This window comes from Chryseobacterium sp. FH2 (assembly GCF_001045455.1).
Classification (GTDB): domain Bacteria; phylum Bacteroidota; class Bacteroidia; order Flavobacteriales; family Weeksellaceae; genus Chryseobacterium.
Genome location: NZ_LFNE01000002.1, coordinates 303,611 through 326,205 on the forward strand (window position 1 = coordinate 303,611; position 22,595 = coordinate 326,205).

Here is a 22,595-nt window from a genome sequence, read left to right on the forward strand (position 1 = left end):
GAAAGTATGCAAACAGAAAGTTGTAGCCATGGCTCTATTATCAGCACTGCTATTTTAGCAGGCCTACATCATAATCAAGGCGGAACAGGCAGACATAGGTGTCCAAACTGTGCTTATCAGCTGGGTTTTAATATTGGAATTTTAGGAAAATACGGTAATTATGCCGAATTCTTACATACTGTAGATTCCCATATTGAATCATGTCCGTCTGGAGTAGGTGTCCCCACAGAATATCTGGAGGCAACAGGGGGTAATCAAGGAGGCACGGGAAGGCATAAATGTTGTAACTGCGCATTTAAAAAGGGGTTTGAAGCTGCTATTGGTATAATTAAACAAATTAATGCGGTTCGGAATAGTGATGAAACCCGACTTTTAGAAGTTGATAAGCCGGAAAGTATTCAAAGACCTTCTCTATCCACAAATGCAGGTGCTGGCAGTATTGTTAAAAATTTTGATTTTGAAGGAAATTATAATTTACAAAAACTGATTGGTGATATTGGTGAAGAAATTGTACTCAAGCATGAAAAGTCTCATTCTTATAATCAGGATAAGCTTGATAGAATAAAAAATATAGCCAAAGAGGTTGGCGATGGTATGGGATATGATATTCATTCATTTGATGCAGATGGGAATGTAAAATATATAGAAGTAAAAACAACAACGGCCGATTTTGATACCGCTTTTTATATTAGTATTAATGAAAAGAATTTTCTTTTTAACAACGAAAATACATTCATTTACAGATTGTTTAATCTTTCGGTTGAAAATAAGGCGGCTGAGTTTTATATTTTGAACAAGCAGGACATTTTAAATCTTAATTATTTGCCTCAAATATTTAAGATTAATATTTAGAAAAATCAAAAACATGAAGCATAAGCTCTTTCGTGAACAGCAATTAAATTGTGATATAGAAACGGCATGGAAATTTTTTTCTTCAGCAGATAATCTCTCTGAAATTACTCCGGAAGATATGGATTTTGTTGTTTTAACAAAACTTGAAGATGATACTATTTATGAAGGCATGCTTATTGATTATTATGTTTCACCTTTGTTTGGGGTCAAAATGAAGTGGCAGACACAAATTATTCATGTAGATTTTCAAAAGAGCTTTATAGATTTTCAGCAAAAAGGTCCTTACCAATTGTGGCAGCATCATCATGAATTTATCGAAAATGAAAACGGAGTTTTAATGAAAGATACTGTTGATTATGAATTGCCGTTTGGATTTTTAGGTGAAATCGCTCACAGTCTTTTTGTGAAAAAGAAGTTGGAACATATTTTTAACTATAGATTCAAAATTCTGGAAGAAAGGTTTTAATGAAAATAAAAAGGATTTGATGAACAATATTAAATCATTTTAATTGAATCTTATGACTTCACTCATAAACCTTTCGTTTTGAAATTTATAATTTACCTTTACTATCTAAAATCAGAAAATGAAAGCTAAAAAAGTTACCGGTATTCCGTCACAAAAAACAGGAGGTTTTCATGATACCGAAAGTGAGAGAGTGTTTGAAAATTCATTGGTTGCATCAGAACATTTTGATGTTTTAAAGAAGAGATTTCTTTCTACAAACAGCTGGAAAGACTATTGTGGTGAGCAATCTGCCGATTTTAAATTGTACGATCACTACGGAAATTATCTTGAGCGAGAGCCACAAACTGGAGATTTTATAAGAATTGATATTCCCGGACCCGGAGAAACTGAAGCAAAAGGATATGATTGGGTAAAAATCAATAGTTTTTTTAATGAAAAGGGAGATGATTGGGAGAAAATATTTTTTATATGTAATCCTTCGGAAGAACCCGGAAATAAAAAAAACAGGCATATTGCTCATTTTTATTCCAAACAGGCATCATCTACTTTTATGATTTTAAGAGAAGCGAATTTTATAAGAATGGCAATTTACGGGAGGAATGAAACACCAAACTTTAATGCTAATTTTTTGGATATTATAAGAAATATTTTCACTGCCGTTGGAGGAATGCTGGGAATTGCTAAAATCCAGTGGAAATGCCTTGCTGATGGACTAATAGATTTTTAACATAAAAAAAACAATATAATAATAAAAAAATCCTTGAAAATCAATTGATTTTCAAGGATTTTTAGTACCCAGTGCCGGAATCGAACCGGCACATCTTTCGATACTAGAGTTTGAGTCTAGCGCGTCTACCAATTCCGCCAACTGGGCTTGTGCTTGTTTTAAATTGGTGTGCAAATATAGTAACTTTTTTAAATGTTCAAAAGCTTTTTGAAGAATTTTTTTTAAAAAATTATTTCCAAACCGTCGTAGGCAAGGTGCATTCCGGGCGGAAGTTCTTTATCTTCAATATCATGCAGCCCCAAATGATGGCTGATATGGGTTAAAAATAATTTTTTGGGTTTTAATTCTTCAAACAATTGAATTACATCCGGAAGGATAAAGTGTGCAGGATGAGGGTCAAATTTTCTGATACAGTTTAAAATTAAAACATCTAAATTTCTTAATTTTTCTTTTTCCGTGTCAGAAATAAAACTGGCATCAGTAATATAAGCCAGGTTTTTAAACTTATATCCAAAAACCGTAATTTTATAATGAATTACTTCAACCGGGGTGATTTCAGTATCTAAAATGGTGAATGGTTTATTTTCAATTTCATGTAAATCAAAAGCAGGTGCTCCGGGATATCTTACATCTGTAAATGCGTAAGCAAAGCGGTTTTTAATTTCATGCCCCACTCTCTGATAGCAATAAATAGGCATATCTTTCCCGCTTTTGAAAATTAACGGGCGCATGTCATCAAGGCCAATTACATGGTCATTATGTTCGTGGGTAAGTAGTGCGATATCTACATTACTTTCGTGATTTATAAGCATTTGCTGCCTGAAGTCTGGACCACAGTCTATAAGTATTTTTTTGTTTTCATCCGTCGTCACCATCACTGAAGAGCGGAAACGATTGTCTTTGGGATTATCAGATGTACACACTTCACAAGTACAGCCAATAACGGGTACACCTTGGGAAGTTCCGGTTCCTAAAAATTTCAACTTCATTTTCTTTTGAGGTTGGTTTAATTTTGGTAAATTTACGAAAAATTTAATGTCCTAATGTATCAGAAACTAACTCCTAAACAAAAAGCATTAACAATTAATCTAGATCCTACTATTTATGGTACTTTCGCGGAAATTGGAGCAGGGCAGGAGACTGTTCGACATTTTTTTAGAGCAGGAGGGGCTTCGGGTACAATCGCTAAGGCAATGTCTGCTTATGATAAAGATTTTAGTGATGCCATTTATGGAAAAGAAGTAAAGAACAGGTATGTTACCCAAAACAGACTTCGTAAAATGCTTCGTTATGAGGTTGCATTAATCGAAGAAAGAATTTCAAGAGAGAATAACCCTAACAGAAAGTTTTTTTCTTACGCCAATACAGTTACCACGATTAATTTTGATAAAACGGTAAGAGGTCACGGATGGGTGGGAATTCGCTTTCAGGTAAAAGAAAATGAAGATTACAACGAAGTTGTAATTCACGTAAAATTCAAGGAAAATGATGCTACTTTACAACAGGAAACTTTAGGAAACCTGGGTGTAAACCTTATTTTTGGAGCTTTTACTTACTACGATAATCCCAGAAGATTAATTGAATCTCTTTATGATGATGTTGCAACGGATAACCTTGAAATTGATATGATCGATTTTAGCGGGCCGGCTTTTGCATATGTTGATAACAGATTGATGTCTTTGCAATTGGTAAAGAACGGAATGACTGACGCTGTTATTTTCAATTCCGAAGGAAATAATATGCTTCCTGCGGATAGTCTTTATAAGAAAAACATTTTTGCAGTAAGGGGAAGTTTCAGACCTGTAACAAAAGTGAATATTGATATGCTTAAAAATGGTATGGATATGTTCCTGAAAGATGCTCTTTGTACTCATGAAGAGACTGAAATCTTGATTGAAATTACAATCTCAAATCTGCGGGCAGATGGTGATATTGATGAAAGAGATTTTCTTGACAGGGTAGATGTTCTTGGAAAATTAGGATACACGGTTATTATTTCAAATTTCTCGGAATATTACCGTTTGATAGATTATTTTGCTTCATACACTAATGGGAATATTGGCGTTGCGATGGGAGTAAATAATCTTTTGATGGTATTTGATGAAAAATATTACCAAAACTTATCAGGCGGAATTCTGGAAGCTTTCGGTAAATTCTTCAGAAATGGGATGAGGGTTTATCTTTATCCTTACAAAGATCCTGAAACCCATGAATTATTGAATTCTGATACTTTAAAAGTTGAAGAAAATCTAAAGGAATTATATAAATATTTCAAACACAACAATCGTATTGTAGATATTACCAGCTACAATCCCGAGTTTTTGGAAATTTATTCAAGAGATATATTGAAAAAAATTGCATGCAATATCAAAGGATGGGAAAGCCAGGTTCCGGAAGGTGTTGCAGAAATGATAAAAGAGCGCGGAATGTTCGGATATAAAGAAGAACTTTCTTTAAAACAATTCTCTTAAAAACAATAAAAAAATGTCAGAATTAAAGAAAAGACTTTCATCAATTCTTGAAAGTCCTAAACATAATACGGAGGAAAAACTTGAGAAAGTTTGCCATTTATTGGATCAGGAAATTTCTTATTTCAACTGGACGGGCTTCTATTTTAAAAATGGAGACAAAGATGAATTAAAATTAGGTCCTTACGTTGGAGCTCCTACGGATCATACAATTATTCCCTACGGAAAAGGGATTTGTGGTCAGGTTGCAGTTTCTAATGAAACTTTTGTAGTTCCGGATGTAAATGAAGAAAGCAATTATCTAAGCTGTTCAATTGATACAAAAGCTGAAATTGTAGTTCCTATTTTCAAAGATGGACAAAATATCGGCCAGATTGATATCGATTCTCATACAGTTGATCCTTTTACGGATGAAGACAGGGAATTATTGGAATGGCTTTGTAATGAAGTTTCCAAGATTTTGTAATTTCTAACTCCAAAAATTTAGAAAGTAATTATAGACTGTTCTTGAAGATTGAATAACTTTTTCAAATTTTTTGGGCTTTTGTAATTATAAATAAAAAACTCCGAGATTTTTTCGGAGTTTTTTATTTATAAGAATGTATTTCAGATAAAAATTCTTTAAAATAATTTTCGCATTTTGCAAGATGTGTTCCGTACCATGAAAATGCTTCTCCATCCACAATCATAATTTTTTTGTCAGGATAAAATTCTTTCAATTCGTCGATATGCTTTTCCTTAAAAGGAAAAGGTTCAGAAGAAAGCATGATCACATCAGCTTTGGCTAAATCTCCAGTTTGAATTTCAGGATAACGGGTTTTATCTTTAAATATATTTTCAAAACCAATTTCCGTTAAAATTTTATGAATAAAAGTGTCTGAACCTACCGTCATATACGGGTTTTTCCAGATGAGGTAGGCAGTTTTTATTTCAGAATTAATTTTTACCTGATCTAAAATATCATATATTTTAAGATTGAATAATTGTGCTCTTTCCTCCTGGTTAAAAAGCTTTCCTAAGTTTTTAAGTAAATAATAATTATCTTCAATATTCTCTACATTGGTGACCATTACTTTATAATCACTCATTAAGGCTTCCACCTGCTCTTTGATGTTTTCTTCTTTATTGGAAAGGATCAAATCTGGTTTTAATGCTTTAATTTTTTCAATATTAATGTTTTTTGTGCCACCAATTATGGCAACATTTTTTACCTTTTCTCTTGGGTGAATGCAGAATTTTGTCCTTCCAATGACTTCATTTTCTGTTAATCCCAAATCAAATAAAGCTTCTGTGATGGAAGGAACCAGGGAAACAACTTTCATTAGCGGGTTTTATATACAAAAAGATAATATCCGGGGTCCATGGGATAAATATACAAAATCTCGCGTTTTTCTAAAGTTAATGTTTTATAAATAAATTCTTCGGCGGAACTCCTCGCCACGAATTTTTTCGGAGATGTCGAAGCCAGAGCTATCTGATTGATATTTTTCTTGTCGAAATAACTTTTATAGGAAATACGGTCTCTGTTTTTTACAGCAAGTAAAAATTTGGCATCGTTTAAGCCATACCCGTCATAAGTCATTGATGGTGAATAATAAGCAATATAACCGGCATCCATGATGGAGACTTTATCAGATTTTGTAAGGTGTTTCATCCACTCTTTATAGCTTGTGTCAAATCCGTCTTTTATCATTCTTACATCCAGTTTCATGTTTTGATAAAAGTTTGTGCTTAAATCAAACATTCTCAAGGCTGAAGCAATAAGAAGTATTTTCTTTATTACTGTCCATCTCTTTTGAAATGTAATCGAATTGAAGAATAAAAAATAAACAATCAACGGGAATAAATATCTGATATAAATTCCTGAAGAATAGCTGTTTACATGAAAAGTATAATAATAAAGCAGAATGATTAAAGGTAGAAGTTTAAGATATTTTTTTTCCTCAAAAAATTGAATAAGGACAGGTGAAAATAAAACTAAATATCCGATGAAAACCTTTGTGACAGCAAAAGAATAATTGCTTAGACGAGATTTTAATAAAAAGGGTAAAGGAATATAAAAATCAAAAAAAGCTAAATAGAATCCGGCAAAAACTATAATTCCGAGAGATGAAATTGCCAGTTTTTTAAAGAAGTCTCTACTGAATAATTTTGAATTTAAAATATAAAAAACTTGAAATAACGCAAATTCAGGTCTTACCAAAGGTAAAAGCATGCTGTAATAGTTTTTGTCAGAATCAAAATTGGTTAAGAACTGATATAAGATAACAAGCGCTAAAACTGATTCAAGCCCATGAGTAGAATTTAAATAAAGCCAGAATGTAAAGAAAATGCCAAATGAAATATTAAAGATCTTTGAAAAGATATTTCCTTTAAAATCAAAATTACTGACAAGTTTATAAATTAGGAAAAGTCCTAATAACGAGTTAATAATGATAAATGAATCTTCCGGTTTTATGTGTATAAAAGCAAAAAAAGCTAAAATCCACATCCATAATAAACTTGTCTGGCCATTTCCCTGATATTCAGGATCGAGATTATACCAAGGTTTAAAATGTTCTGCAAAATTTTTGGAATATTGAAATGTTATAAATGAATCATCAATGACCAAATCATGTTTTACAATCAGTAAAATAATAAATGCTAAACCAAAAAAAGCGATTAATATTCTCTTCCACAAAATATTTTTATCATGGGGCAAATTCAAATCAGTCATAATACAAAGGGATTACAAAAGCTTTCCTGTTAGGAAAAGCCCGGCAACGGAAAAATAAATGATAAGCCCTGTAACATCTACCAATGTTGCAACGAATGGAGCAGAAGAAGTTGCAGGGTCAAGATTTAATTTCTTCAATATAAACGGAACCATCGAGCCGGAAAGTGTCCCCCAAAGTACTATCATTACTAAAGAAACTCCAACACTTAATCCTACAAACGGCCAATAAACCCCATAATTAAAGAATCCTGTTTCATGCCAAATCATAATTCTCAAAAAACCGATGATTCCCAAAATTCCTCCGAGAAGTAATCCTGTGAAGATTTCTTTTTTCATGACATACCACCAGTCTTTCAAGCCAATCTCCTGAAGTGCCATTGCTCTAATAATAAGCGTTGCTGCCTGTGAACCTGAATTTCCCCCGCTGGAAATGATTAACGGAACAAATAAGGCAAGAACAACTGCTTTTTGAATTTCATCCTCAAAATAACCCATCGCGGAAGCAGTCAGCATTTCAGAAAAGAATAGGATAACCAGCCAGGTTCCTCTTTTTTTGACCATCTCAATCAATGAAGTCTGAGTATAAGGCAGATCTAACGCTTCCAAACCACCGAATTTCTGAATATCTTCCGTGTTTTGTTGTTCGATTTGGTCTAGGATATCGTCAATAGTTACAATTCCTACCAAAACACCGGCTTCCGTAATGATAGGAAGGGCGGTTCTGTCGTATTTTTCGAAATAAGTAACGGCATCTTCTTTAGAAGTTGTTGTTGTAATTGCAACGAAGTGATTATCAGTTATTTCTGATATTAATGTATCTTCTTCAGCTAACAATAAGCTTCCCAGCGCAATATCGTCAATCAATCTGTTTCTTTCATCTACCACGTAAAGATGGTTCATCGTTTCCACTCTTTTTCCGACTTTTTTAATCTGCTGAAGGCATCTTTTTACTGTCCATTCCTTACGGATTTGAATGTAATAAGGTGTCATCAAACGCGCAATAGAATCTGAATTGTAACCCAAAAGCTTCAGAGCAATTCTTCTTTCCTGCGGATTAAGATGATTGATAGAATATTTAATAAGCTCATCCGGAAAATCCTCAAACAGGGAAGTTCTGTCATCCGGTGTCATGGCATTCAAAATCTCGGAAACTTCATCGCTTCCAATACTTCTGATAGTTTCTTCCTGAAAATCCGGATCTAAATGAGAGAAAACTTCTGCTTTATATTCTTTCGGAACTTTCAGAAATGCCAAAAGCCTCTCATCAGCGTGAAGTTCGCTAAGAGTTTCGGCAATATCAGCAGGGTTGAATATAAGTTCGTCTTTAGAATTCAAAACGTCAATTTTTTGGATATGCAAAAATAGCCCAAATTTTTAAAACTAAGTAATAATGACATAAAATTAAGATTTAATTAAAGCATAAAGATGTAAATTCATGAAAAAGCACCTGTAATAATACAGATGCTTTCGAAAAAAATTAAATTTAAAATAAAGTTCCATCTAAATTTATTCGAGGAGAGTACAGATCGGGATATCTGAGTAAATACATACTCCAAAACTGCAACACTGAAAAGGTCCGCATTGTGAATCTGCAGTACATTTTACGATTTTACCGCTTCCGTTAATTTGTTTTTGTTGTTCCCTGCTTAGTTTTTTTAGATTTGATTTTTTCATAGGATTTAGTCTTTACGTTAAAATTGTACGCAGGCAATGTTTACACACCTCATATCACAACACCACAACCCAAGACAGTCATTATTTGTTTGGCATCTTTTAGAAATTGTGCCTCCATTGATTTGTTGCTGTTCTTTTCGGGTAAGTTTTCTTAGATTTTTCATATTGTTTAGTTTAATGTTAAGACTAAATTAACGAAAAATTTTAAATTATTCAATATTAAGTGAATTTAAATTAATGAAATTCAGGTGAATGTGAAATTTAAGATTGGATTATAACCTTCGATGAATAATTTTGAAGGTGAAATTTGAATAAAAAGAATTTATTATATGGAATCGTAAATTAAAATCCTTCCTCTGTGGAGGGTTTAATTTTTCTTAATTTTTTGAGGATATCTTTAATAGCACCATTAGTGCCGATTTTTACAGAATTTACGGTGGAACCTAGCAGACGCATATTTTTACGATAAGTGTCATAGTCTGTTTCTGTTAAAAGGTTGCCTTCAGCATCAAAAAGTTTCATGCTTACAACAACTTGATTAGAAAAAACATATTTACCCAGTCCTACTTTAAAATATTTTACTTTAGGAACCACGGCAAAATCTGCATCGTTGTTAATACAATAATCCGTAATCGTTTTTTTATCAATACTGTCAAACGAAATCTGAGTTTCAGTTTTTAGCATTTTATTTTTTCTTTCGCTCAGGTTATCAGAAACTGCGCTGAAAAATGCGGTGTTGGTCGGTTCTTTTATTTCATCGATGTCAGGCTCTACTTCCGGATTGAAGTATAGGATTTTTTTTATTTTGTCGCCGGTGCTTTTCTGAGCTTTTACAGAAGTTATTCCAACAAATAAAAAAGTGGCAAACGTAACAAAAGTGATAATTTTTTTCATCAGTAATTCGTATGCAAAATTACTGCCTTTTAATGGTATAGCATAATTTTTTTAAGAAATTTTTAACATTTTTTTCTATTAAATTTGATTTATGAAATCAATAATGTTTGTGGAATCAAAAAATAGTCGTAATTTTGCACCCGTTACATAATAATCATTAAACAATATTGGAATGTACTTAACAACAGAAAAAAAGCAGGAAATTTTCTCAAAACACGGAAAATCTGCACAAGACACAGGAAGTGCTGAAGGACAAATTGCACTTTTTACTTTCAGAATCAACCACTTATCTCAGCACTTAAAAGCTAATCGTCACGATTTTAATACAGAAAGATCGTTGGTAAAGCTAGTAGGTAAGAGAAAAAGTTTACTAGATTACCTTAAAAACAAAGATATCGCGAGATATAGAGCAATCATTGCTGAATTAGGTTTAAGAAAATAATCTATAAAGATTTTCAAAATAAAAGCAATCTCGAAAGAGGTTGCTTTTTGTTTTAGTAAGTTCTTAGTTTTTATTTTTCCCGATTTTTCCTAAATGCGTATTCTGGAAACTGTCAGGATATTTTAAGCCGTATCCTAAAATCCTGTCAAAGGCGGAGTGGGCAAAAAGTATTGTCCCGATTATATTTAAATAAGGGAGTGAAAGTGAAATTCCGATTATATAAAGTAGGATAGCAATTCCGAAATGATGTAGAAGATTGTAACAAAAAGCTCCGGTTTTATTGTTGAAAATATATCCCAACATAGATATATCCGGCACGAAGAATAACCCTGCAAACCACCACCAGGAATATCCGGTGTTTCCAAAAGCCAGAATTCCTAAAATCAGAAAGGCAATATATTCAAATTTTAACTGGGTTTTCATATGTACTTTCTTAATTATTTAAGGCATGATTCGTTTCTATTGCAGACGAAAAACTATAATCGAATACTTTAAACAAAAATGAGACGCTTTTAAAGCGTCTCATTGATTTATATTTAATTCAAGATTAATGTCCGGACTTAGCTTCTGCACTTTGTACATGATTAAGATATTTTGTGCAATATGCTCCAAAAATCAAAATAACTAAATAGCAGAAAACAGGGATGATAAACGAATGCTGAACCCCGATTTGATCTGCCAGATAACCCTGGAAAATCGGCACAATTGCCCCTCCCAAGATTGCCATTACAACTAAAGAAGAGCCCTGGCTCGTATATTTTCCTAATCCTGAAATTGCCAGCGTATATATGTTTGAGAACATAATTGAGTTGAAAATTCCTATTCCTAAAACACTGTACATGGCCATCTCGCCGTGATTTACCATTGTTGAAATTAATAAAATAACATTTACTGCAGCGAAAATTGAAAGTGTTCTTGCCGGAGCCGCCTTTCCAATGAAAAATGCTATAAAATTTAATAAAATAAATACTAAAAAGAAGCTGATTTGAGCAAAATTAAGATTTACAATGCTGAAAATGACCAAGAAAACTAAACTTGCAGCACCTAACATGAAAACTGCCTTTTTAGCCTGACTGATAGATTGATTTAATGAAATTGCTCCTAAGAAACGCCCAATCATCGCACCTCCCCAATATAATGAAAGGTAATTTTTACTGATAATTTCGTCAAAACCCATAATTTGTGGCTGTTCAAGAAAACTGATAATGAAACTTCCGACTGCAACTTCACCTCCAACATAGCAAAACATCGAGAAAACTCCGAATTTTAGGTGGTTGTATTTTAAAGCTCCCCAACCTTTCACAACTTCTTCTTCATCATTCATTTGAAAAGAAGGAAGTTTTACTCTGGAAATCAATAACCCGACCATCAGAAGGATTCCTGCAAAAATTAAATAAGGGATCCTGGTGGCTACCGCACTAAAGGAACCGTCAGGTGCGGAGAAAAACTCAAATATCAAATGTCCTCCCAAAACCGGTGCAATTGTAGTCCCGAAAGCATTGAATGCCTGTGTCATATTCAATCGGCTTGATGCTGATTCTTCTGAACCCAGCAATGAAACATACGCATTTGCAGTAATTTGTAAAACGGTAAACCCTAAGCCTAAAATGAATAAAGCTCCCAAAAATAATGGGTAATAAGAGAAAGTTGCAGCAGGATAAAATAAAATACAGCCTAAAGCTGCAAGACCAATCCCAAATAAAATTCCTTTTTTATATCCGACTTTGTTGATGGGATCACCTTTGGAAATCGAAATCAAAAAATAAATTAGGGAACCGATGAAATAAGCTCCAAAGAAACAAAACTGTACCAACATCGATTCGAAGAAAGTCAGTTTAAAAAGCTGTTTTAGGTAAGGAATCAAAATATCGTTCATACAGGTGATGAATCCCCACATAAAAAATAAAAGAGTAATGGTAATAAGCGGAACAGTATAGTTCCTGCCTTGCGATTTTACTTCATTATTAGTCATATACACATATATTTAGCAAAAGAGTGAAGCCTCTTTTTTAATTCAAATTATCACAATGAAAATTTCTCTTTAAAATTTTTTGATCTGAAAGTTTCAATAAAAAACAGGGTCTTTAAAAGAAATCAGGCAAATATAGTGGAACCTCGTCTTTTTATGCAAACTTAGCAGCGTTTTTAATGTTAAATTTTATTTGAGTGTTTTTTTAATATCGTAATTTTTTTTATTTTAATTTATCTAAATTATATTCAATATTTGAATTATAGATATAATTTAATAATTAAATTGTCTATAGTTTGTTTTTCTCAAAATGAGAAAATAAAAAATATGAGTAATTGTAAAAAGTATAATTTTTAATAAAATTTAGAGACTAATCTTGATATTTTGGTGCTAAAAATTTAAAAAATCATTATAATATATTACCTTTGCGAACGAAATTTAAAGAGTTTAAATATTAATTCGTACTCAATACGGAGTACAAGAGACGAAAATTTATGAGTATACCTCAAGCGTTTACAGAAACGATTACTCTTGCAGACGGCAGAGAAATCACAATTGAAACAGGAAAATTGGCAAAGCAGGCTGATGGATCTGTGGTAGTAAAAATGGGCGGAACAATGCTTTTAGCAACAGTTGTAGCTAATAAAGAAGCTAACCCTGGTGTAGATTTTTTACCATTAACAGTAGATTACAGAGAGAAATTCTATGCAGGTGGTAGAATTCCCGGAAACTTTTTCCGTAGAGAAGCAAGGCCTTCAGATCAGGAAATTTTAACAATGCGTTTGGTAGACAGAGTTTTACGTCCGCTTTTCCCTGAGGATTTCCATGCTGAAGTACAGGTAATGATTTCCTTAATTTCTTATGACGGAAAAACTATTCCTGATGATTTAGCTGGTTTAGCGGCTTCTGCTGCAATTGCTATTACAGATATTCCTTTCAACGGACCTATGTCTGAAGTAAGAGTTGTAAGATTTGACGGACAACTTGCGATTAATCCAAGCTATGAAGCATTAAAAGATTCAGAATTGGATATTATGGTTGGAGCTACCAAAGATTCAATCGTAATGGTAGAAGGAGAGATGAAAGAGATTTCTGAGCAGGAAATGCTGGAAGCTATTAATTTCGGCCATGCAGAGATTAAAAAACAGATTGAGGCTCAGGAAAGATTGGCTGAAAAGGTGGGTAAGGCTTTTCCTAAAAGAGAATATTCTCACGAAATTCACGACGAAGCAATTCGTGAAAAAGTTTGGAAAGAAACTTACGATAAAGTATATGAAGTTGCAAAGCAACCTTCAGGAAAAGAAGAAAGAGGAGAAAAATTCAAGGCTGTTCTTGAAGAATTCCTTGCTCAATATGTTGATAATGCAGAAGAGTTAGAAAGAGTAACTCCTTTCGTAAAAGTATATTATCATGATGTAGAGAAAGAAGCAATGCGTCAGATGATTTTAGAAGACAATATTCGTCTTGATGGGCGTGATCCTCAAACGATCCGTCCTATCTGGTCAGAGATTGATTATCTTCCCGGAGCTCATGGTTCTGCAGTATTTACAAGAGGTGAGACCCAGTCTTTAACGGCTGTAACTTTAGGCTCTGTAAAGGATGCGAACATGGTAGACAGCGTTATTTCTCAACATGACGAAAAATTCTTCCTACATTATAACTTCCCTCCGTTCTCAACCGGTGAAGCGAGACCTTTAAGAGGTACCTCAAGAAGAGAAGTGGGACACGGAAATTTGGCTCAAAGAGCTTTACAGGCGGTAATTCCGGAAGAAAATCCATATACAATCAGAATTGTTTCGGATATTTTGGAATCAAACGGTTCGTCTTCAATGGCGACAGTTTGTGCAGGAACATTAGCATTAATGGATGCCGGAGTACAAATTACAAAACCGGTTTCAGGTATTGCAATGGGATTGATTACTGATGCTAAATCAGGTAAATTTACAGTACTTTCTGATATCTTAGGAGATGAAGATCATCTTGGTGATATGGACTTTAAAGTAACAGGAACTGCAGACGGTATCACTGCTTGTCAGATGGATATCAAAATTCAGGGACTTTCTATGGATATCATGGAAAAAGCTTTGATGCAGGCTAAAGACGGAAGGTTACACATTCTTAATAAAATCACAGAAACTATTGCTGCACCAAGACCAGATGTGAAACCTCACGCTCCGAAAATGGTGGTAATGGAGATTGCTAAAGACTTCATCGGTGCTGTAATCGGACCTGGTGGAAAAATCATTCAGCAGTTACAAAAAGATACAGATACAGTTATCGCAATCGAAGAAGTTGGAGAAATCGGACGTATAGAGATTGCAGGAACAGACAGAGAGAAAATAAACGCTGCTGTTGCTAAGATCAACGAAATTACTTTCGTACCTGTTGTAGGTGAAGTTTACAAAGGCAGAGTAGTGAAAGTAATGGATTTTGGTGCTTTCGTAGCGATTGCTAAAGGTACGGAAGGGCTTCTTCACATTTCTGAAATCGAATGGGCACGTTTAGACAAAGTTCCTTACGCAGAAGGAGATGAGGTAGAAGTGAAATTCATGGGTTACGATGATCGTAAGAAAATGAAACTTTCTCGTAAAGTTCTTTTACCAAGACCTCCAAGACCAGAATCTAAACCAAGACAAGATAGACCGGAAGGCGAAAAAAGGCCGGCTGATCAGGCTCCGAAGGAAAACTAAAAATCCCTAACGGAAGCTTAGATAAAAAAATCCCTCAATTTGAGGGATTTTTTTATTTCATGCTAATTCAAAATTTTATTTATCTTTAAAACAAAAATTGAATGAAGAAATTGTTTACATTTTCACTTATTACTTTTGCATCTTTTGTATTTGCTCAAACTGTAAATGATGTTCCTATCAAGGATATTGATGTTGACTACGTACAGATTATCGGAACAGGAAGATCGCTAAGCACAAAAGTAAATGTAGAAATTGATTTCGGACAGGAGACAAAATCTATTTCATTCAAAAACGGAACAAGCATTAAAGATGAAAGAGGAAGGAATATGAAGTTTAATTCCATGATGGATGCACTTAATTTTATGTCTGCCAATGGATATTATTTTCAATTTGCCTACACGACAAATGATGAGAAGGACAGGGCTATTTATTATATTTTAAAGAAAAATAAATAAACCCCACAGAATTTCAGTGAGGTTTAATATGTAAGCGTGTCTAAATCTTATCCTAAAAGATCTTTCATATTTGATACCAACAAACCTAATAATTGAGGATTTCCTGCAGGAGAAGTAATTCTCACGGTCATTTGACCACTGTCTGAAAAAGTGACTGTAGTTTCAGAACCGCCAGATCCATTTGCACTGAAGAATGGCCAAAAACCTGTACTTGCTCTTGCTGTAATAACTTGTTGATCACTAGAAGAGTAACTTGTAGCAGAAGTCATTGTGATATCAATTCCGTCTACAATGATTAAAGAAGTGGCTGCACGCTGCATATTACCGTTTGGTCCAAAAGTAGTATCCCAAGATGGCAATCCGTTTTTCCATACGGTATTGTCTTGCGTACCGAAAGCACGTGATAATGCAGCACTGTTATACCAAGGCGTATACTGACTAAGAATAGGATCTGTAGATGTTTTTGCTAAAGGAGCCCCTGGCAATGTTAATACATGTTTGAAACTTGCACTAATATTTATGCCTGCTGAAGTTGCTTCTTCTGTGAGATTGTCATAGCTCGCACCACCTCCAAAATCAAATAAATCAAAGAAAACAGAAGCACTTCCATTTGCCCAGGTATGAGATACATCAGAAGATTGCGTTTTGCTATCCATCGTGAAACTTTTTGCCGGTGCAGACTGAATAGCATTATTCAGATCTGCAATAGTGGTATTGTAAGCATATCCTTTTCCTGCCACCTGGGCGGAAGCAAACATTGTATTGGCAATGGTTACAATATCATTGTAAAATGACTGAATGAGTGATGCGCTGCAACCCATTTGAGAAGGAGCATAAATCATTGCCCATTTTTTGAATGCACTTTGCATAGCGTCCGGGCTATCGAAAATATTAGGTGGACATTTGCTTGATTGAATGTAATTTAACCAATTTGTATAATAATCTCCCATACAGTTTTGGAAACTATTGTCAGAGAGTGGTTTTAAATTGGCTATTACTGCCTGGTAATCCTGTGAAAAATTATTAGACTGGCTAGGATCATAGCTGTTGTTTACAGATTTTGGAGGAATTGCATCCAAAATTTTCCAAAGCCAATCTGAAGTTGATCCTACAGGTTGTGTTCCCTGGTAAAGCTGGAAATTATCAGGACTTAAAGATAATCCTGTAATTAAAGCATTATACCATTGTTGAGTTAGAGTTTGCATTGCTGCTTGTACTTGTGACATAGTATTAGTTTTTTTGTTTCCTACTCTTTTTAATATCAGGCTTTTCGGAATCCGCCATAGTTCATTAGGTATTGAAGCTTCTGTTGATGAACACTGCAAAGTAACCTTAGAATAATGGAAATTTATAGCGTATAAAACACTAAAATTAATTATCAGTATTTCTGCTTTATGGGAAAAATAATATACGGAAGTAGTTTTACGGAGTACAATATGATTAAAATAGTTGAAGGCTTGAGTTCCAAAACCTATTTATAGCTGTTATCTATATCTCTTGGTTTTATGTATTCATAGGAATCATCTATTTTTTTAATTAAAAAAGCAATTGGGATTCAATTATTTAAAATGTAAAATTCGAATATTTTTCGTATATTTGTGGAATAATAATAAAAAGGTCTCTGCCTTTGCTTTCTCTGTAACAGTTTAGAATTTCTATTTTTCTCTATCAGTTTTTGCTTTACAGCTGACAAATTTTTAATACAATTTTCGTTTTTGTATCATTTTTATGAGTAACTTCGAGAAGGATTAAATAACTTTTTATTTCTTTCCGGGAAAAACGGAAAGTTGTGTCATTCAGAATAACAATTAAATTTTATAAAAATATATGGCGGATTCTTTCTCTAAAAAAGAAAATTTCAAGAAAAAAGTTCAAAAGGCAAAAGAAAAAGCTCAAAAACGTGAAGAACGTAAAACGAGCAATAATAAAGGAAAAAGTCTTGACGAGATGTTTATGTATGTAGACGCAAACGGTCAATTGACATCCACACCACCTGATAGTGATATGAAAGCTGAAATCGATATCAACAACATTCAGTTGGGTGCTGCTCCTATTGAAGAGGAGGAAGTAAGAAAAACAGGAATTGTAACATTCTTTAGCGAAAAAGGATATGGATTTATTACTGAAGATAAGTCTAAGGAGAATATTTTCTTCCACAGTAATAACTGCACAGAACTTGTAAAAAAAGGAAACAAAGTATCATTCGAAAAAGAAAGATCTCCAAAAGGTTTTTCTGCGATAGATATCAAAGTTGTCAAATAATATATCAATATTTAGATAAAAAAGAGCTTCATTTGAAGCTCTTTTGTTTTTTATTCCGGGTAAAATTTTATTAGTTTAATTCATATAAAGATTTTCTCGTATTTCTATTAAAATTTTCGTAGTTTTTTCTACATCAGGATAATCAGGAAGAGTAGAAACAGAATAATAGTACTCGATAGATTGTATTAAGTCTTCTGCTTTTTTCATAACATTCTCATAAGATCAGTTTCCTGTTTTGATATCCAGTAATTCGTCTCTGTTTTCTACACAAATCTGCAATGAATTTGTTTTAAAAATCTGCTCGCAAGACTGCAGCAGACGAATGGTATGCATCATGTTTTTGCTGTCATAGTTTTGTCCGTGAGTTTGATTGACATTGTAACGGTCTTCATTTCGCTCAGAACCCCATTTCCAATATTCTCTGTAATCTTTGCAGTAAGCAGAATAAGCATCAAGATTGCAAAACAAAAACGCAATAGATTTTTCTTCTTTGGGAACAGACGAAACAGAAACCTGATTAGCATCTTCATTCTGAATAATTCCTTTATAGTGTAAATCTCCTGTTTCATTGTAAAAAAGAGCAAATATCCCCTTTGTATTATTCATATTTACCAATCCGCATTTTTCCTGAACTTTTTCGTTTTCTGAAAGCCATTTCTTTAATGGAACCGAACTTTGATTTTTTAAAATATAACAGAAGTCAAGGATAGATTTTCTTTCTTTATCAATCGGATTCAGGATTTTTTTATTGAGTCCTCTTGCTTTTTTAATCTGTGAAATAGCGTACCCTGCAAAGGTATCTTTACATAATTTGGAAAGAAAGTCGTCGGGTTTTAATATATCCATTAGCCTATTTTTATGCTGAACACATTCTTCGGGGCTTGCCAGAATTTCCAGAATATTTGGGTTATTTTTCTGTAATAATTCTACAAATCTCCCGATTTCGTAATATGTAATATCATTTGTCTCATTAGAAATTTGCGGAAGATAGTTTAAGCCAAAAAAATCTTCTTTAGGTAAATAATAAACTCCACGAATATCTGTGTCGGAATTTTCTGTAGCGAGCCCAAAAGCCCGGCTTCCGGAAATAGCTTCGAAGAGGATGAGGTTTCTGTCTTTTATATTTTTAATTGTCATAATTTAAGTATAAATAATATCACCGTTTTTGCATTTTTTTAATCGTTCGATAATTTCAAGTGCGTCTTCATAGGTTTCCACTCGGAATTCTGACTTATTTGGTGGCTTACTCATTCTAACTTTACTTATACTGCCAACATCTTTCAATAAATCTATACTGATTCTGATGTGCGAATTAAAAAAAGCTGCTTGTAAAAAGAATTTAGATAATTTAGTTTTTAATACAACTTTTCACAATAACCTCCAAAGCTTTTTCCCCATCACAAGCATATAACCCTGAACACCAGGCCGGATTTGCCTCAATCAAAGCCCAGCCTTTTCCTTTGATAATTCCAAAATCGAGAACAATGGCTTTTGGAAGCGTTTCCGAGTATTTTTGAATAAAATTATTAAAAAATTCTAATAAATCTTTTTGCTCAATTTCAGAAAGCAAATTAGTGTCGAATGTATTGTTCCGCCAATAAGAAGAATGAGTTTTTATTTCATTATTCAATACAAAACATCTCGTCTCAAGTTCCCATTCCACAACTTCTGACGTAAAAACTGTAATGTCTAAATCCAAAGTATCAAAGCCTTTGATATTCGTTACTTTATCGAAAACTCCGGCTTTAAAACTTTTAAAATCCGAACATTTAATGAAAATATTTTCTTTATCAACGAATTCTTTCAATTGACCATAAGCAATTTTTCGTTTTGTAAATTCTTCCGAAATTTTTGAAAGCCAATTATCATCAGGTTTTGTCAATATAAGATTGCATTGGTCAGCTACGATTTCTGCATAAATATCTTCGCCATAAACTGCAATTACATCATCCCGAAATTCTTCAGGAACATTCCATTTTGCATTGAAACGATTCAATTCGTAAGGTGAATTGATTGATGCTTTTTTCAGATTGTTGCTGTCTTCCGTGTACATGGGAGACAGGGCGATTATATTTTTCATTTTATTTTTTATAAATCATTACGCTTATTACCAAAATTAAATAAATTCAATTGTCAGAATATTTTTTTATATTTGGTAATAAGATACTTATGGTTATTTGTTGATTTAAGGTTGACATTAATTAATTCAAAACACAAATGGGGAAAACAGTTATCCGCATGGAGAAAGATTCTATAATTATTTATACAGTTTTTCACTCAATATTTTATATAATTTATTTCATTTTTGCTTATATATGTTTTGTCAAAAATGATAAAGATTTAATAATAATTCCATTTTTAGGATTTTTTATACAAACTTTATTTTTTATTCCTTTAATCAATACTCTTTATATACCTATTGTTTTTGACGACAAAGGAATTAAATTTAAAGGAAAGTTTCATTCGTGGGAAAAATCAATGAAAATGTCTATATCTCATGACTCTTACGAATCTTCAGAAAATGGTACAGTATTTACATCTAAACTGATTTTATCTACCAAATCAAATGCTGAATCTATAAATTTGTCATATTTCAAATTAAAAGTTACAGATGATAAATTGATTGAAATTTTTACAGAATATAAAACGGAATGGAAAAAAAATAATAAAGAATAATATTTTCAAATTTATATTTAATAATTTAATATCTCCCTAAAAACCCTCTCCATCTCATTCTTATCTGAATTTCCTCCTTTCAAGCTCTTCGCTTTTTCCTCGTTATCCAATATCATGTTCTCCAAAAATCCAAACAGTTCCCAGTCATTCGGATGATAGTAAGATTCACCTTTTGTGGCTTTTAAAGCTATTAAATTTACTATTTTAGTTTTCGTAAAATCATCCACTAAAACCAGCAATTCACTAAATAAAACTGGCGGAACAGCTCCTTTTTCCAATATCCATTTTCCTGTCAAAGTTGTTCGAAGGCAGTAGAAATAAGATTTCAATTTTACTTCGTCAGCTCTGCAGGCTTCCAAATATTTTTTGCTCATGCTCAGATAATGGTAAGAAACCGCTATCGGAGAAAAGCATTCGTCAGCCAAAGATTTGAACAATTCATAAAATTTTTCATTTTTTACATAAACGATAGGAGAGTAGAACCAGCTCAATAAAGCAGCATTCGACTTCAAAAGTAAATGAAAAGTTTTCCTCAAATCCCATCCGGAACCGTCCAAGTCATCTTCGGTCATAAATTCTATCGTTTCATCCTTGTCCCACGGCGAAAGATACCAGTCTTTTTCGTGTCGGTATATAAAACGTATGTCGTAATCGCTGTCGGGTGAAGCAAACCCCCAAGCCCGGCTTCCTGATTCTACGGCAAGAAGTATTTCTACACCCCGTCTTTCCTCGATTTCTTTTAGTTTTTCTAATATTTTTGGTGTCATTGTTTTTTTATTTTGGTTAAACGCAAAGGCACAATTTTTTTAAATTATAAACTGTTTTAAGGCGCAAGAAAATCAAAGTTAAAACCCTTGAGTCTTATAGTTTGAAGTTTCTGAAAAAGCTTTACGCCTTTGCGGTTGATCAATAATTAAGCTTTTCTAAACTTCTTCTTTTTCTTCCAGGGCGCATTCTTCTGAACATCGCCTGCCATAATACATCCATAAGGCATCACTTCATCCAAAACCTCGCAAAGCCCATATTCTTCAATTTGCGCTCTCACGTTTTTAGCACTTTTATAGGCTGTCGGAAGTTCAGAAATATCAATATCATTCGAGAAGAAGCGGATATCTAATCCTTTTGTTTCTTCTTCAAAAACTTCCTCAATTGTTTTATGAGCCAAAGATTTTTTATGCTGACTTCTGCTGAAATTTCTTCCTGCTCCATGTGGCGCAAAACCTAGATTTCTCTCATTCGTTTTTCCCTGAACAATCAAAACGGGCTCTGCCATATTCAACGGAATCAATCGTGGTCCCGTGATATCAGGCATAAATTTATCATCTAAAGGGGTTGCTCCCTTTGCATGATAAAATAAATCTCCGTCTTTGAAAACGAAATTATGTTCGTTCCAATATCTGTCTTCTTTTTCGATTCCTAACTTATTTAAAGTCGCATCATGAATGGAAGTATGATTTTCTTTTGTCCATGTTCTTATCAATTGTAAAGCTTCCCAATAAGATTTTCCTTCTTCTGTTTCATAAGGAATCCATGCATTTTCCCTCAACGTTTCAGGGGAAATTTCCATTCTGTATTTATTGGCTACTTTCATTCCTTTATCATACAAGGCTGCTCCCGGAGCTCTTGAACCGTGATGAGTCACCAACATGGTATTTCCTGTATTTTTTGAAATCCCTACAAATAAAAAATGGTTTCCATCGCCTTGGGTCCCCATATGTGAACGGGCAATACTGATCAATTTTTCATCATTCAAAAACTTATTTTTTCTGAAAGAATCCATTAATTCCTGAGACATTTTCATTTGCTCACCTCTTGGTCTCCCTCCATATCCGAAATGTGTCACTGAATGAGCCGTATCCAAAACCTCTTTAGGATCAGCTTTTCCCAAGTCTGTCAACATTACCGAACAGCAAATATCTGCGCTATGAAATCCTGGATGGATTGCATTTTTTGCCACAACAACTCCGCCAACGGGAATTTGCCCTTCCGGACCTGTCGGACAGGCATCCGGCATAATCGCACCATTAATCAAAGTTGGAGTTTTCATTAAAACTTTCATTGTATTGATTACTTTTTCTACGTTATCATTCTCACTTTCGTGTTCAACTCTGATGTTAATGATAAAATCTTTTGGGTTTTCATGAAGCGGAATCAAATCCGGCTGCGTGAATTGTTCCAAATATTCTTTGATTTGATTTTCATCCAAATTATTTTCATTGATATAGGAGATAGCATCTTTGAACCATTTTGATGGTCTGTATCCTAGTTCTATTAAATTGTTTCCATTAAATTTCATGTGTTCTC

Annotated in this window: 23 protein-coding genes, 1 tRNA gene and 1 pseudogene; 10 read left to right on the forward strand and 15 right to left on the reverse strand. The window is 33.5% G+C overall.

All coding sequences use genetic code 11. From position 1 onward, the window contains the following. Nucleotides 1-6 precede the first annotated feature (6 nt). The 3 genes from ACM39_RS04265 (at nt 7) to ACM39_RS04275 (ending at nt 2,045) form a co-directional block, all read left to right on the forward strand. Complete coding sequence (locus ACM39_RS04265; protein ID WP_048509778.1) at nt 7-852, forward strand: DUF3883 domain-containing protein; 846 nt, start codon at nt 7-9, stop codon at nt 850-852. A 13-nt stretch (nt 853-865) separates the two neighbouring features. Continuing rightward, the gene (locus ACM39_RS04270) at nt 866-1,318 is read left to right on the forward strand and encodes an SRPBCC family protein (RefSeq protein ID WP_048509779.1); all 453 of its coding nucleotides are present in this window, start codon (nt 866-868) and stop codon (nt 1,316-1,318) included. 118 nt (nt 1,319-1,436) lie between these two features. Then, a complete protein-coding gene (locus tag ACM39_RS04275) occupies nt 1,437-2,045 on the forward strand; it encodes a hypothetical protein (protein ID WP_048509780.1) in 609 nt (202 codons plus the stop codon). 65 nt (nt 2,046-2,110) lie between these two features. On the opposite strand, the gene ACM39_RS04280 is transcribed toward ACM39_RS04275, so the two are convergent. Next, nucleotides 2,111-2,192: transfer RNA gene (locus tag ACM39_RS04280), tRNA-Leu, on the reverse strand. A 74-nt stretch (nt 2,193-2,266) separates the two neighbouring features. After that, nucleotides 2,267-3,034: an MBL fold metallo-hydrolase gene (locus ACM39_RS04285; RefSeq protein WP_048509781.1), complete on the reverse strand. Its 768-nt coding sequence runs from the start codon at nt 3,032-3,034 to the stop codon at nt 2,267-2,269. Nucleotides 3,035-3,088: 54 nt separating this feature from the next. Between ACM39_RS04285 and ACM39_RS04290 the strand changes: the two genes are divergently transcribed. Together ACM39_RS04290 and ACM39_RS04295 are read left to right on the forward strand one after the other, a co-directional pair. Further along, nucleotides 3,089-4,516, forward strand: a complete 1,428-nt coding sequence (locus tag ACM39_RS04290) for a TonB-dependent receptor (protein WP_048509782.1) — start codon at nt 3,089-3,091, stop codon at nt 4,514-4,516. Between the two features lie 13 nt (nt 4,517-4,529). Next, the gene (locus ACM39_RS04295; RefSeq protein WP_048509783.1) at nt 4,530-4,979 is read left to right on the forward strand and encodes a GAF domain-containing protein; all 450 of its coding nucleotides are present in this window, start codon (nt 4,530-4,532) and stop codon (nt 4,977-4,979) included. 121 nt (nt 4,980-5,100) lie between these two features. Here the strand turns inward: ACM39_RS04295 and ACM39_RS04300 are convergent, their stop codons facing one another. The 6 genes from ACM39_RS04300 to ACM39_RS04315 form a co-directional block, all read right to left on the reverse strand. After that, nucleotides 5,101-5,835, reverse strand: a complete 735-nt coding sequence (locus tag ACM39_RS04300; protein ID WP_048509784.1) for an ABC transporter substrate-binding protein — start codon at nt 5,833-5,835, stop codon at nt 5,101-5,103. Then, nucleotides 5,835-7,229, reverse strand: coding sequence for a hypothetical protein (locus ACM39_RS04305; RefSeq protein WP_048509785.1), 1,395 nt, complete (start codon nt 7,227-7,229; stop codon nt 5,835-5,837). Before ACM39_RS04305 ends, ACM39_RS04300 begins: the two co-directional genes overlap by 1 nt. A gap of 12 nt (nt 7,230-7,241) precedes the next feature. Next, on the reverse strand, nt 7,242-8,564 hold the full coding sequence (gene mgtE, locus ACM39_RS04310; protein WP_048509786.1) for a magnesium transporter: 1,323 nt from the start codon (nt 8,562-8,564) through the stop codon (nt 7,242-7,244). Between the two features lie 171 nt (nt 8,565-8,735). Further along, on the reverse strand, nt 8,736-8,903 hold the full coding sequence (locus tag ACM39_RS19590) for a bacteriocin-like protein (RefSeq protein WP_410470237.1): 168 nt from the start codon (nt 8,901-8,903) through the stop codon (nt 8,736-8,738). Nucleotides 8,904-8,920: 17 nt separating this feature from the next. Then, on the reverse strand, nt 8,921-9,067 hold the full coding sequence (locus tag ACM39_RS19595) for a bacteriocin-like protein (RefSeq protein WP_410470238.1): 147 nt from the start codon (nt 9,065-9,067) through the stop codon (nt 8,921-8,923). Nucleotides 9,068-9,245: 178 nt separating this feature from the next. Continuing rightward, the gene (locus ACM39_RS04315) at nt 9,246-9,797 is read right to left on the reverse strand and encodes a hypothetical protein (protein WP_048509787.1); all 552 of its coding nucleotides are present in this window, start codon (nt 9,795-9,797) and stop codon (nt 9,246-9,248) included. A gap of 172 nt (nt 9,798-9,969) precedes the next feature. On the opposite strand from ACM39_RS04315, the gene rpsO reads away from it, so the two are divergent. Further along, nucleotides 9,970-10,239 carry a 30S ribosomal protein S15 gene (gene rpsO / locus ACM39_RS04320; RefSeq protein WP_048509788.1) on the forward strand — a complete coding sequence of 90 codons (270 nt, stop codon included), beginning with the start codon at nt 9,970-9,972 and terminating at the stop codon, nt 10,237-10,239. A gap of 63 nt (nt 10,240-10,302) precedes the next feature. Here the strand turns inward: rpsO and ACM39_RS04325 are convergent, their stop codons facing one another. Next, entirely contained in the window at nt 10,303-10,662 is a 360-nt protein-coding gene (locus ACM39_RS04325) for a DUF4260 domain-containing protein (RefSeq protein WP_048509789.1), read from the reverse strand. A 124-nt stretch (nt 10,663-10,786) separates the two neighbouring features. After that, nucleotides 10,787-12,211, reverse strand: coding sequence for a sugar MFS transporter (locus ACM39_RS04330; RefSeq protein WP_048509790.1), 1,425 nt, complete (start codon nt 12,209-12,211; stop codon nt 10,787-10,789). 491 nt (nt 12,212-12,702) lie between these two features. Here ACM39_RS04330 and ACM39_RS04335 point away from each other — a divergent pair, with 491 nt between their 5' ends. Together ACM39_RS04335 and ACM39_RS04340 are read left to right on the forward strand one after the other, a co-directional pair. Further along, on the forward strand, nt 12,703-14,898 hold the full coding sequence (locus ACM39_RS04335; protein ID WP_048509791.1) for a polyribonucleotide nucleotidyltransferase: 2,196 nt from the start codon (nt 12,703-12,705) through the stop codon (nt 14,896-14,898). Between the two features lie 101 nt (nt 14,899-14,999). Beyond that, nucleotides 15,000-15,353 (forward strand): hypothetical protein, encoded by a 354-nt coding sequence (locus ACM39_RS04340; RefSeq protein WP_048509792.1) that lies wholly within the window; start codon nt 15,000-15,002, stop codon nt 15,351-15,353. A 47-nt stretch (nt 15,354-15,400) separates the two neighbouring features. Here the strand turns inward: ACM39_RS04340 and ACM39_RS04345 are convergent, their stop codons facing one another. Beyond that, nucleotides 15,401-16,579 carry a hypothetical protein gene (locus ACM39_RS04345; protein WP_131701406.1) on the reverse strand — a complete coding sequence of 393 codons (1,179 nt, stop codon included), beginning with the start codon at nt 16,577-16,579 and terminating at the stop codon, nt 15,401-15,403. A 601-nt stretch (nt 16,580-17,180) separates the two neighbouring features. On the opposite strand from ACM39_RS04345, the gene ACM39_RS04350 reads away from it, so the two are divergent. Beyond that, nucleotides 17,181-17,615, forward strand: a complete 435-nt coding sequence (locus ACM39_RS04350) for a cold shock domain-containing protein (protein ID WP_048509794.1) — start codon at nt 17,181-17,183, stop codon at nt 17,613-17,615. A 75-nt stretch (nt 17,616-17,690) separates the two neighbouring features. Here ACM39_RS04350 and ACM39_RS04355 read toward each other — a convergent pair. Both ACM39_RS04355 and ACM39_RS04360 read right to left on the reverse strand, forming a co-directional pair. After that, nucleotides 17,691-18,752: pseudogene (locus tag ACM39_RS04355) on the reverse strand (DNA polymerase beta superfamily protein). A gap of 211 nt (nt 18,753-18,963) precedes the next feature. Then, nucleotides 18,964-19,695, reverse strand: coding sequence for an ATP-grasp domain-containing protein (locus tag ACM39_RS04360; RefSeq protein ID WP_048509795.1), 732 nt, complete (start codon nt 19,693-19,695; stop codon nt 18,964-18,966). Between the two features lie 398 nt (nt 19,696-20,093). Here ACM39_RS04360 and ACM39_RS19160 point away from each other — a divergent pair, with 398 nt between their 5' ends. After that, nucleotides 20,094-20,291, forward strand: a complete 198-nt coding sequence (locus tag ACM39_RS19160; protein ID WP_228377055.1) for a hypothetical protein — start codon at nt 20,094-20,096, stop codon at nt 20,289-20,291. 17 nt (nt 20,292-20,308) lie between these two features. On the opposite strand, the gene ACM39_RS04370 is transcribed toward ACM39_RS19160, so the two are convergent. Continuing rightward, nucleotides 20,309-21,058, reverse strand: a complete 750-nt coding sequence (locus tag ACM39_RS04370) for a DNA polymerase beta superfamily protein (RefSeq protein WP_048509797.1) — start codon at nt 21,056-21,058, stop codon at nt 20,309-20,311. A gap of 146 nt (nt 21,059-21,204) precedes the next feature. Next, nucleotides 21,205-22,587, reverse strand: coding sequence for an RtcB family protein (locus ACM39_RS04375; RefSeq protein WP_048509798.1), 1,383 nt, complete (start codon nt 22,585-22,587; stop codon nt 21,205-21,207). Nucleotides 22,588-22,595: the final 8 nt, after the last annotated feature.

Excerpts from the sequence above, each read along its gene's own strand:
- ACM39_RS04370 (WP_048509797.1), bottom strand. The coding sequence starts at position 21,058 with ATGACACCAAAAATATTAGAAAAACTAAAAGAAATCGAGGAAAGACGG.
- ACM39_RS19595 (WP_410470238.1), bottom strand. The coding sequence starts at position 9,067 with ATGAAAAATCTAAGAAAACTTACCCGAAAAGAACAGCAACAAATCAAT.
- ACM39_RS04285 (WP_048509781.1), bottom strand. The coding sequence starts at position 3,034 with ATGAAGTTGAAATTTTTAGGAACCGGAACTTCCCAAGGTGTACCCGTT.
- ACM39_RS04270 (WP_048509779.1), top strand. The coding sequence starts at position 866 with ATGAAGCATAAGCTCTTTCGTGAACAGCAATTAAATTGTGATATAGAA.
- ACM39_RS04340 (WP_048509792.1), top strand. The coding sequence starts at position 15,000 with ATGAAGAAATTGTTTACATTTTCACTTATTACTTTTGCATCTTTTGTA.
- ACM39_RS04300 (WP_048509784.1), bottom strand. The coding sequence starts at position 5,835 with ATGAAAGTTGTTTCCCTGGTTCCTTCCATCACAGAAGCTTTATTTGAT.
- ACM39_RS04330 (WP_048509790.1), bottom strand. The coding sequence starts at position 12,211 with ATGACTAATAATGAAGTAAAATCGCAAGGCAGGAACTATACTGTTCCG.
- ACM39_RS04360 (WP_048509795.1), bottom strand. The coding sequence starts at position 19,695 with ATGAAAAATATAATCGCCCTGTCTCCCATGTACACGGAAGACAGCAAC.
- ACM39_RS04350 (WP_048509794.1), top strand. The coding sequence starts at position 17,181 with ATGGCGGATTCTTTCTCTAAAAAAGAAAATTTCAAGAAAAAAGTTCAA.
- ACM39_RS04345 (WP_131701406.1), bottom strand. The coding sequence starts at position 16,579 with ATGTCACAAGTACAAGCAGCAATGCAAACTCTAACTCAACAATGGTAT.
- ACM39_RS19160 (WP_228377055.1), top strand. The coding sequence starts at position 20,094 with ATGAAAATGTCTATATCTCATGACTCTTACGAATCTTCAGAAAATGGT.
- ACM39_RS04315 (WP_048509787.1), bottom strand. The coding sequence starts at position 9,797 with ATGAAAAAAATTATCACTTTTGTTACGTTTGCCACTTTTTTATTTGTT.
- ACM39_RS04325 (WP_048509789.1), bottom strand. The coding sequence starts at position 10,662 with ATGAAAACCCAGTTAAAATTTGAATATATTGCCTTTCTGATTTTAGGA.
- ACM39_RS04275 (WP_048509780.1), top strand. The coding sequence starts at position 1,437 with ATGAAAGCTAAAAAAGTTACCGGTATTCCGTCACAAAAAACAGGAGGT.
- ACM39_RS04290 (WP_048509782.1), top strand. The coding sequence starts at position 3,089 with ATGTATCAGAAACTAACTCCTAAACAAAAAGCATTAACAATTAATCTA.
- ACM39_RS04335 (WP_048509791.1), top strand. The coding sequence starts at position 12,703 with ATGAGTATACCTCAAGCGTTTACAGAAACGATTACTCTTGCAGACGGC.
- ACM39_RS04295 (WP_048509783.1), top strand. The coding sequence starts at position 4,530 with ATGTCAGAATTAAAGAAAAGACTTTCATCAATTCTTGAAAGTCCTAAA.
- rpsO (WP_048509788.1), top strand. The coding sequence starts at position 9,970 with ATGTACTTAACAACAGAAAAAAAGCAGGAAATTTTCTCAAAACACGGA.
- ACM39_RS04375 (WP_048509798.1), bottom strand. The coding sequence starts at position 22,587 with ATGAAATTTAATGGAAACAATTTAATAGAACTAGGATACAGACCATCA.
- ACM39_RS04265 (WP_048509778.1), top strand. The coding sequence starts at position 7 with ATGCAAACAGAAAGTTGTAGCCATGGCTCTATTATCAGCACTGCTATT.
- ACM39_RS04305 (WP_048509785.1), bottom strand. The coding sequence starts at position 7,229 with ATGACTGATTTGAATTTGCCCCATGATAAAAATATTTTGTGGAAGAGA.
- ACM39_RS19590 (WP_410470237.1), bottom strand. The coding sequence starts at position 8,903 with ATGAAAAAATCAAATCTAAAAAAACTAAGCAGGGAACAACAAAAACAA.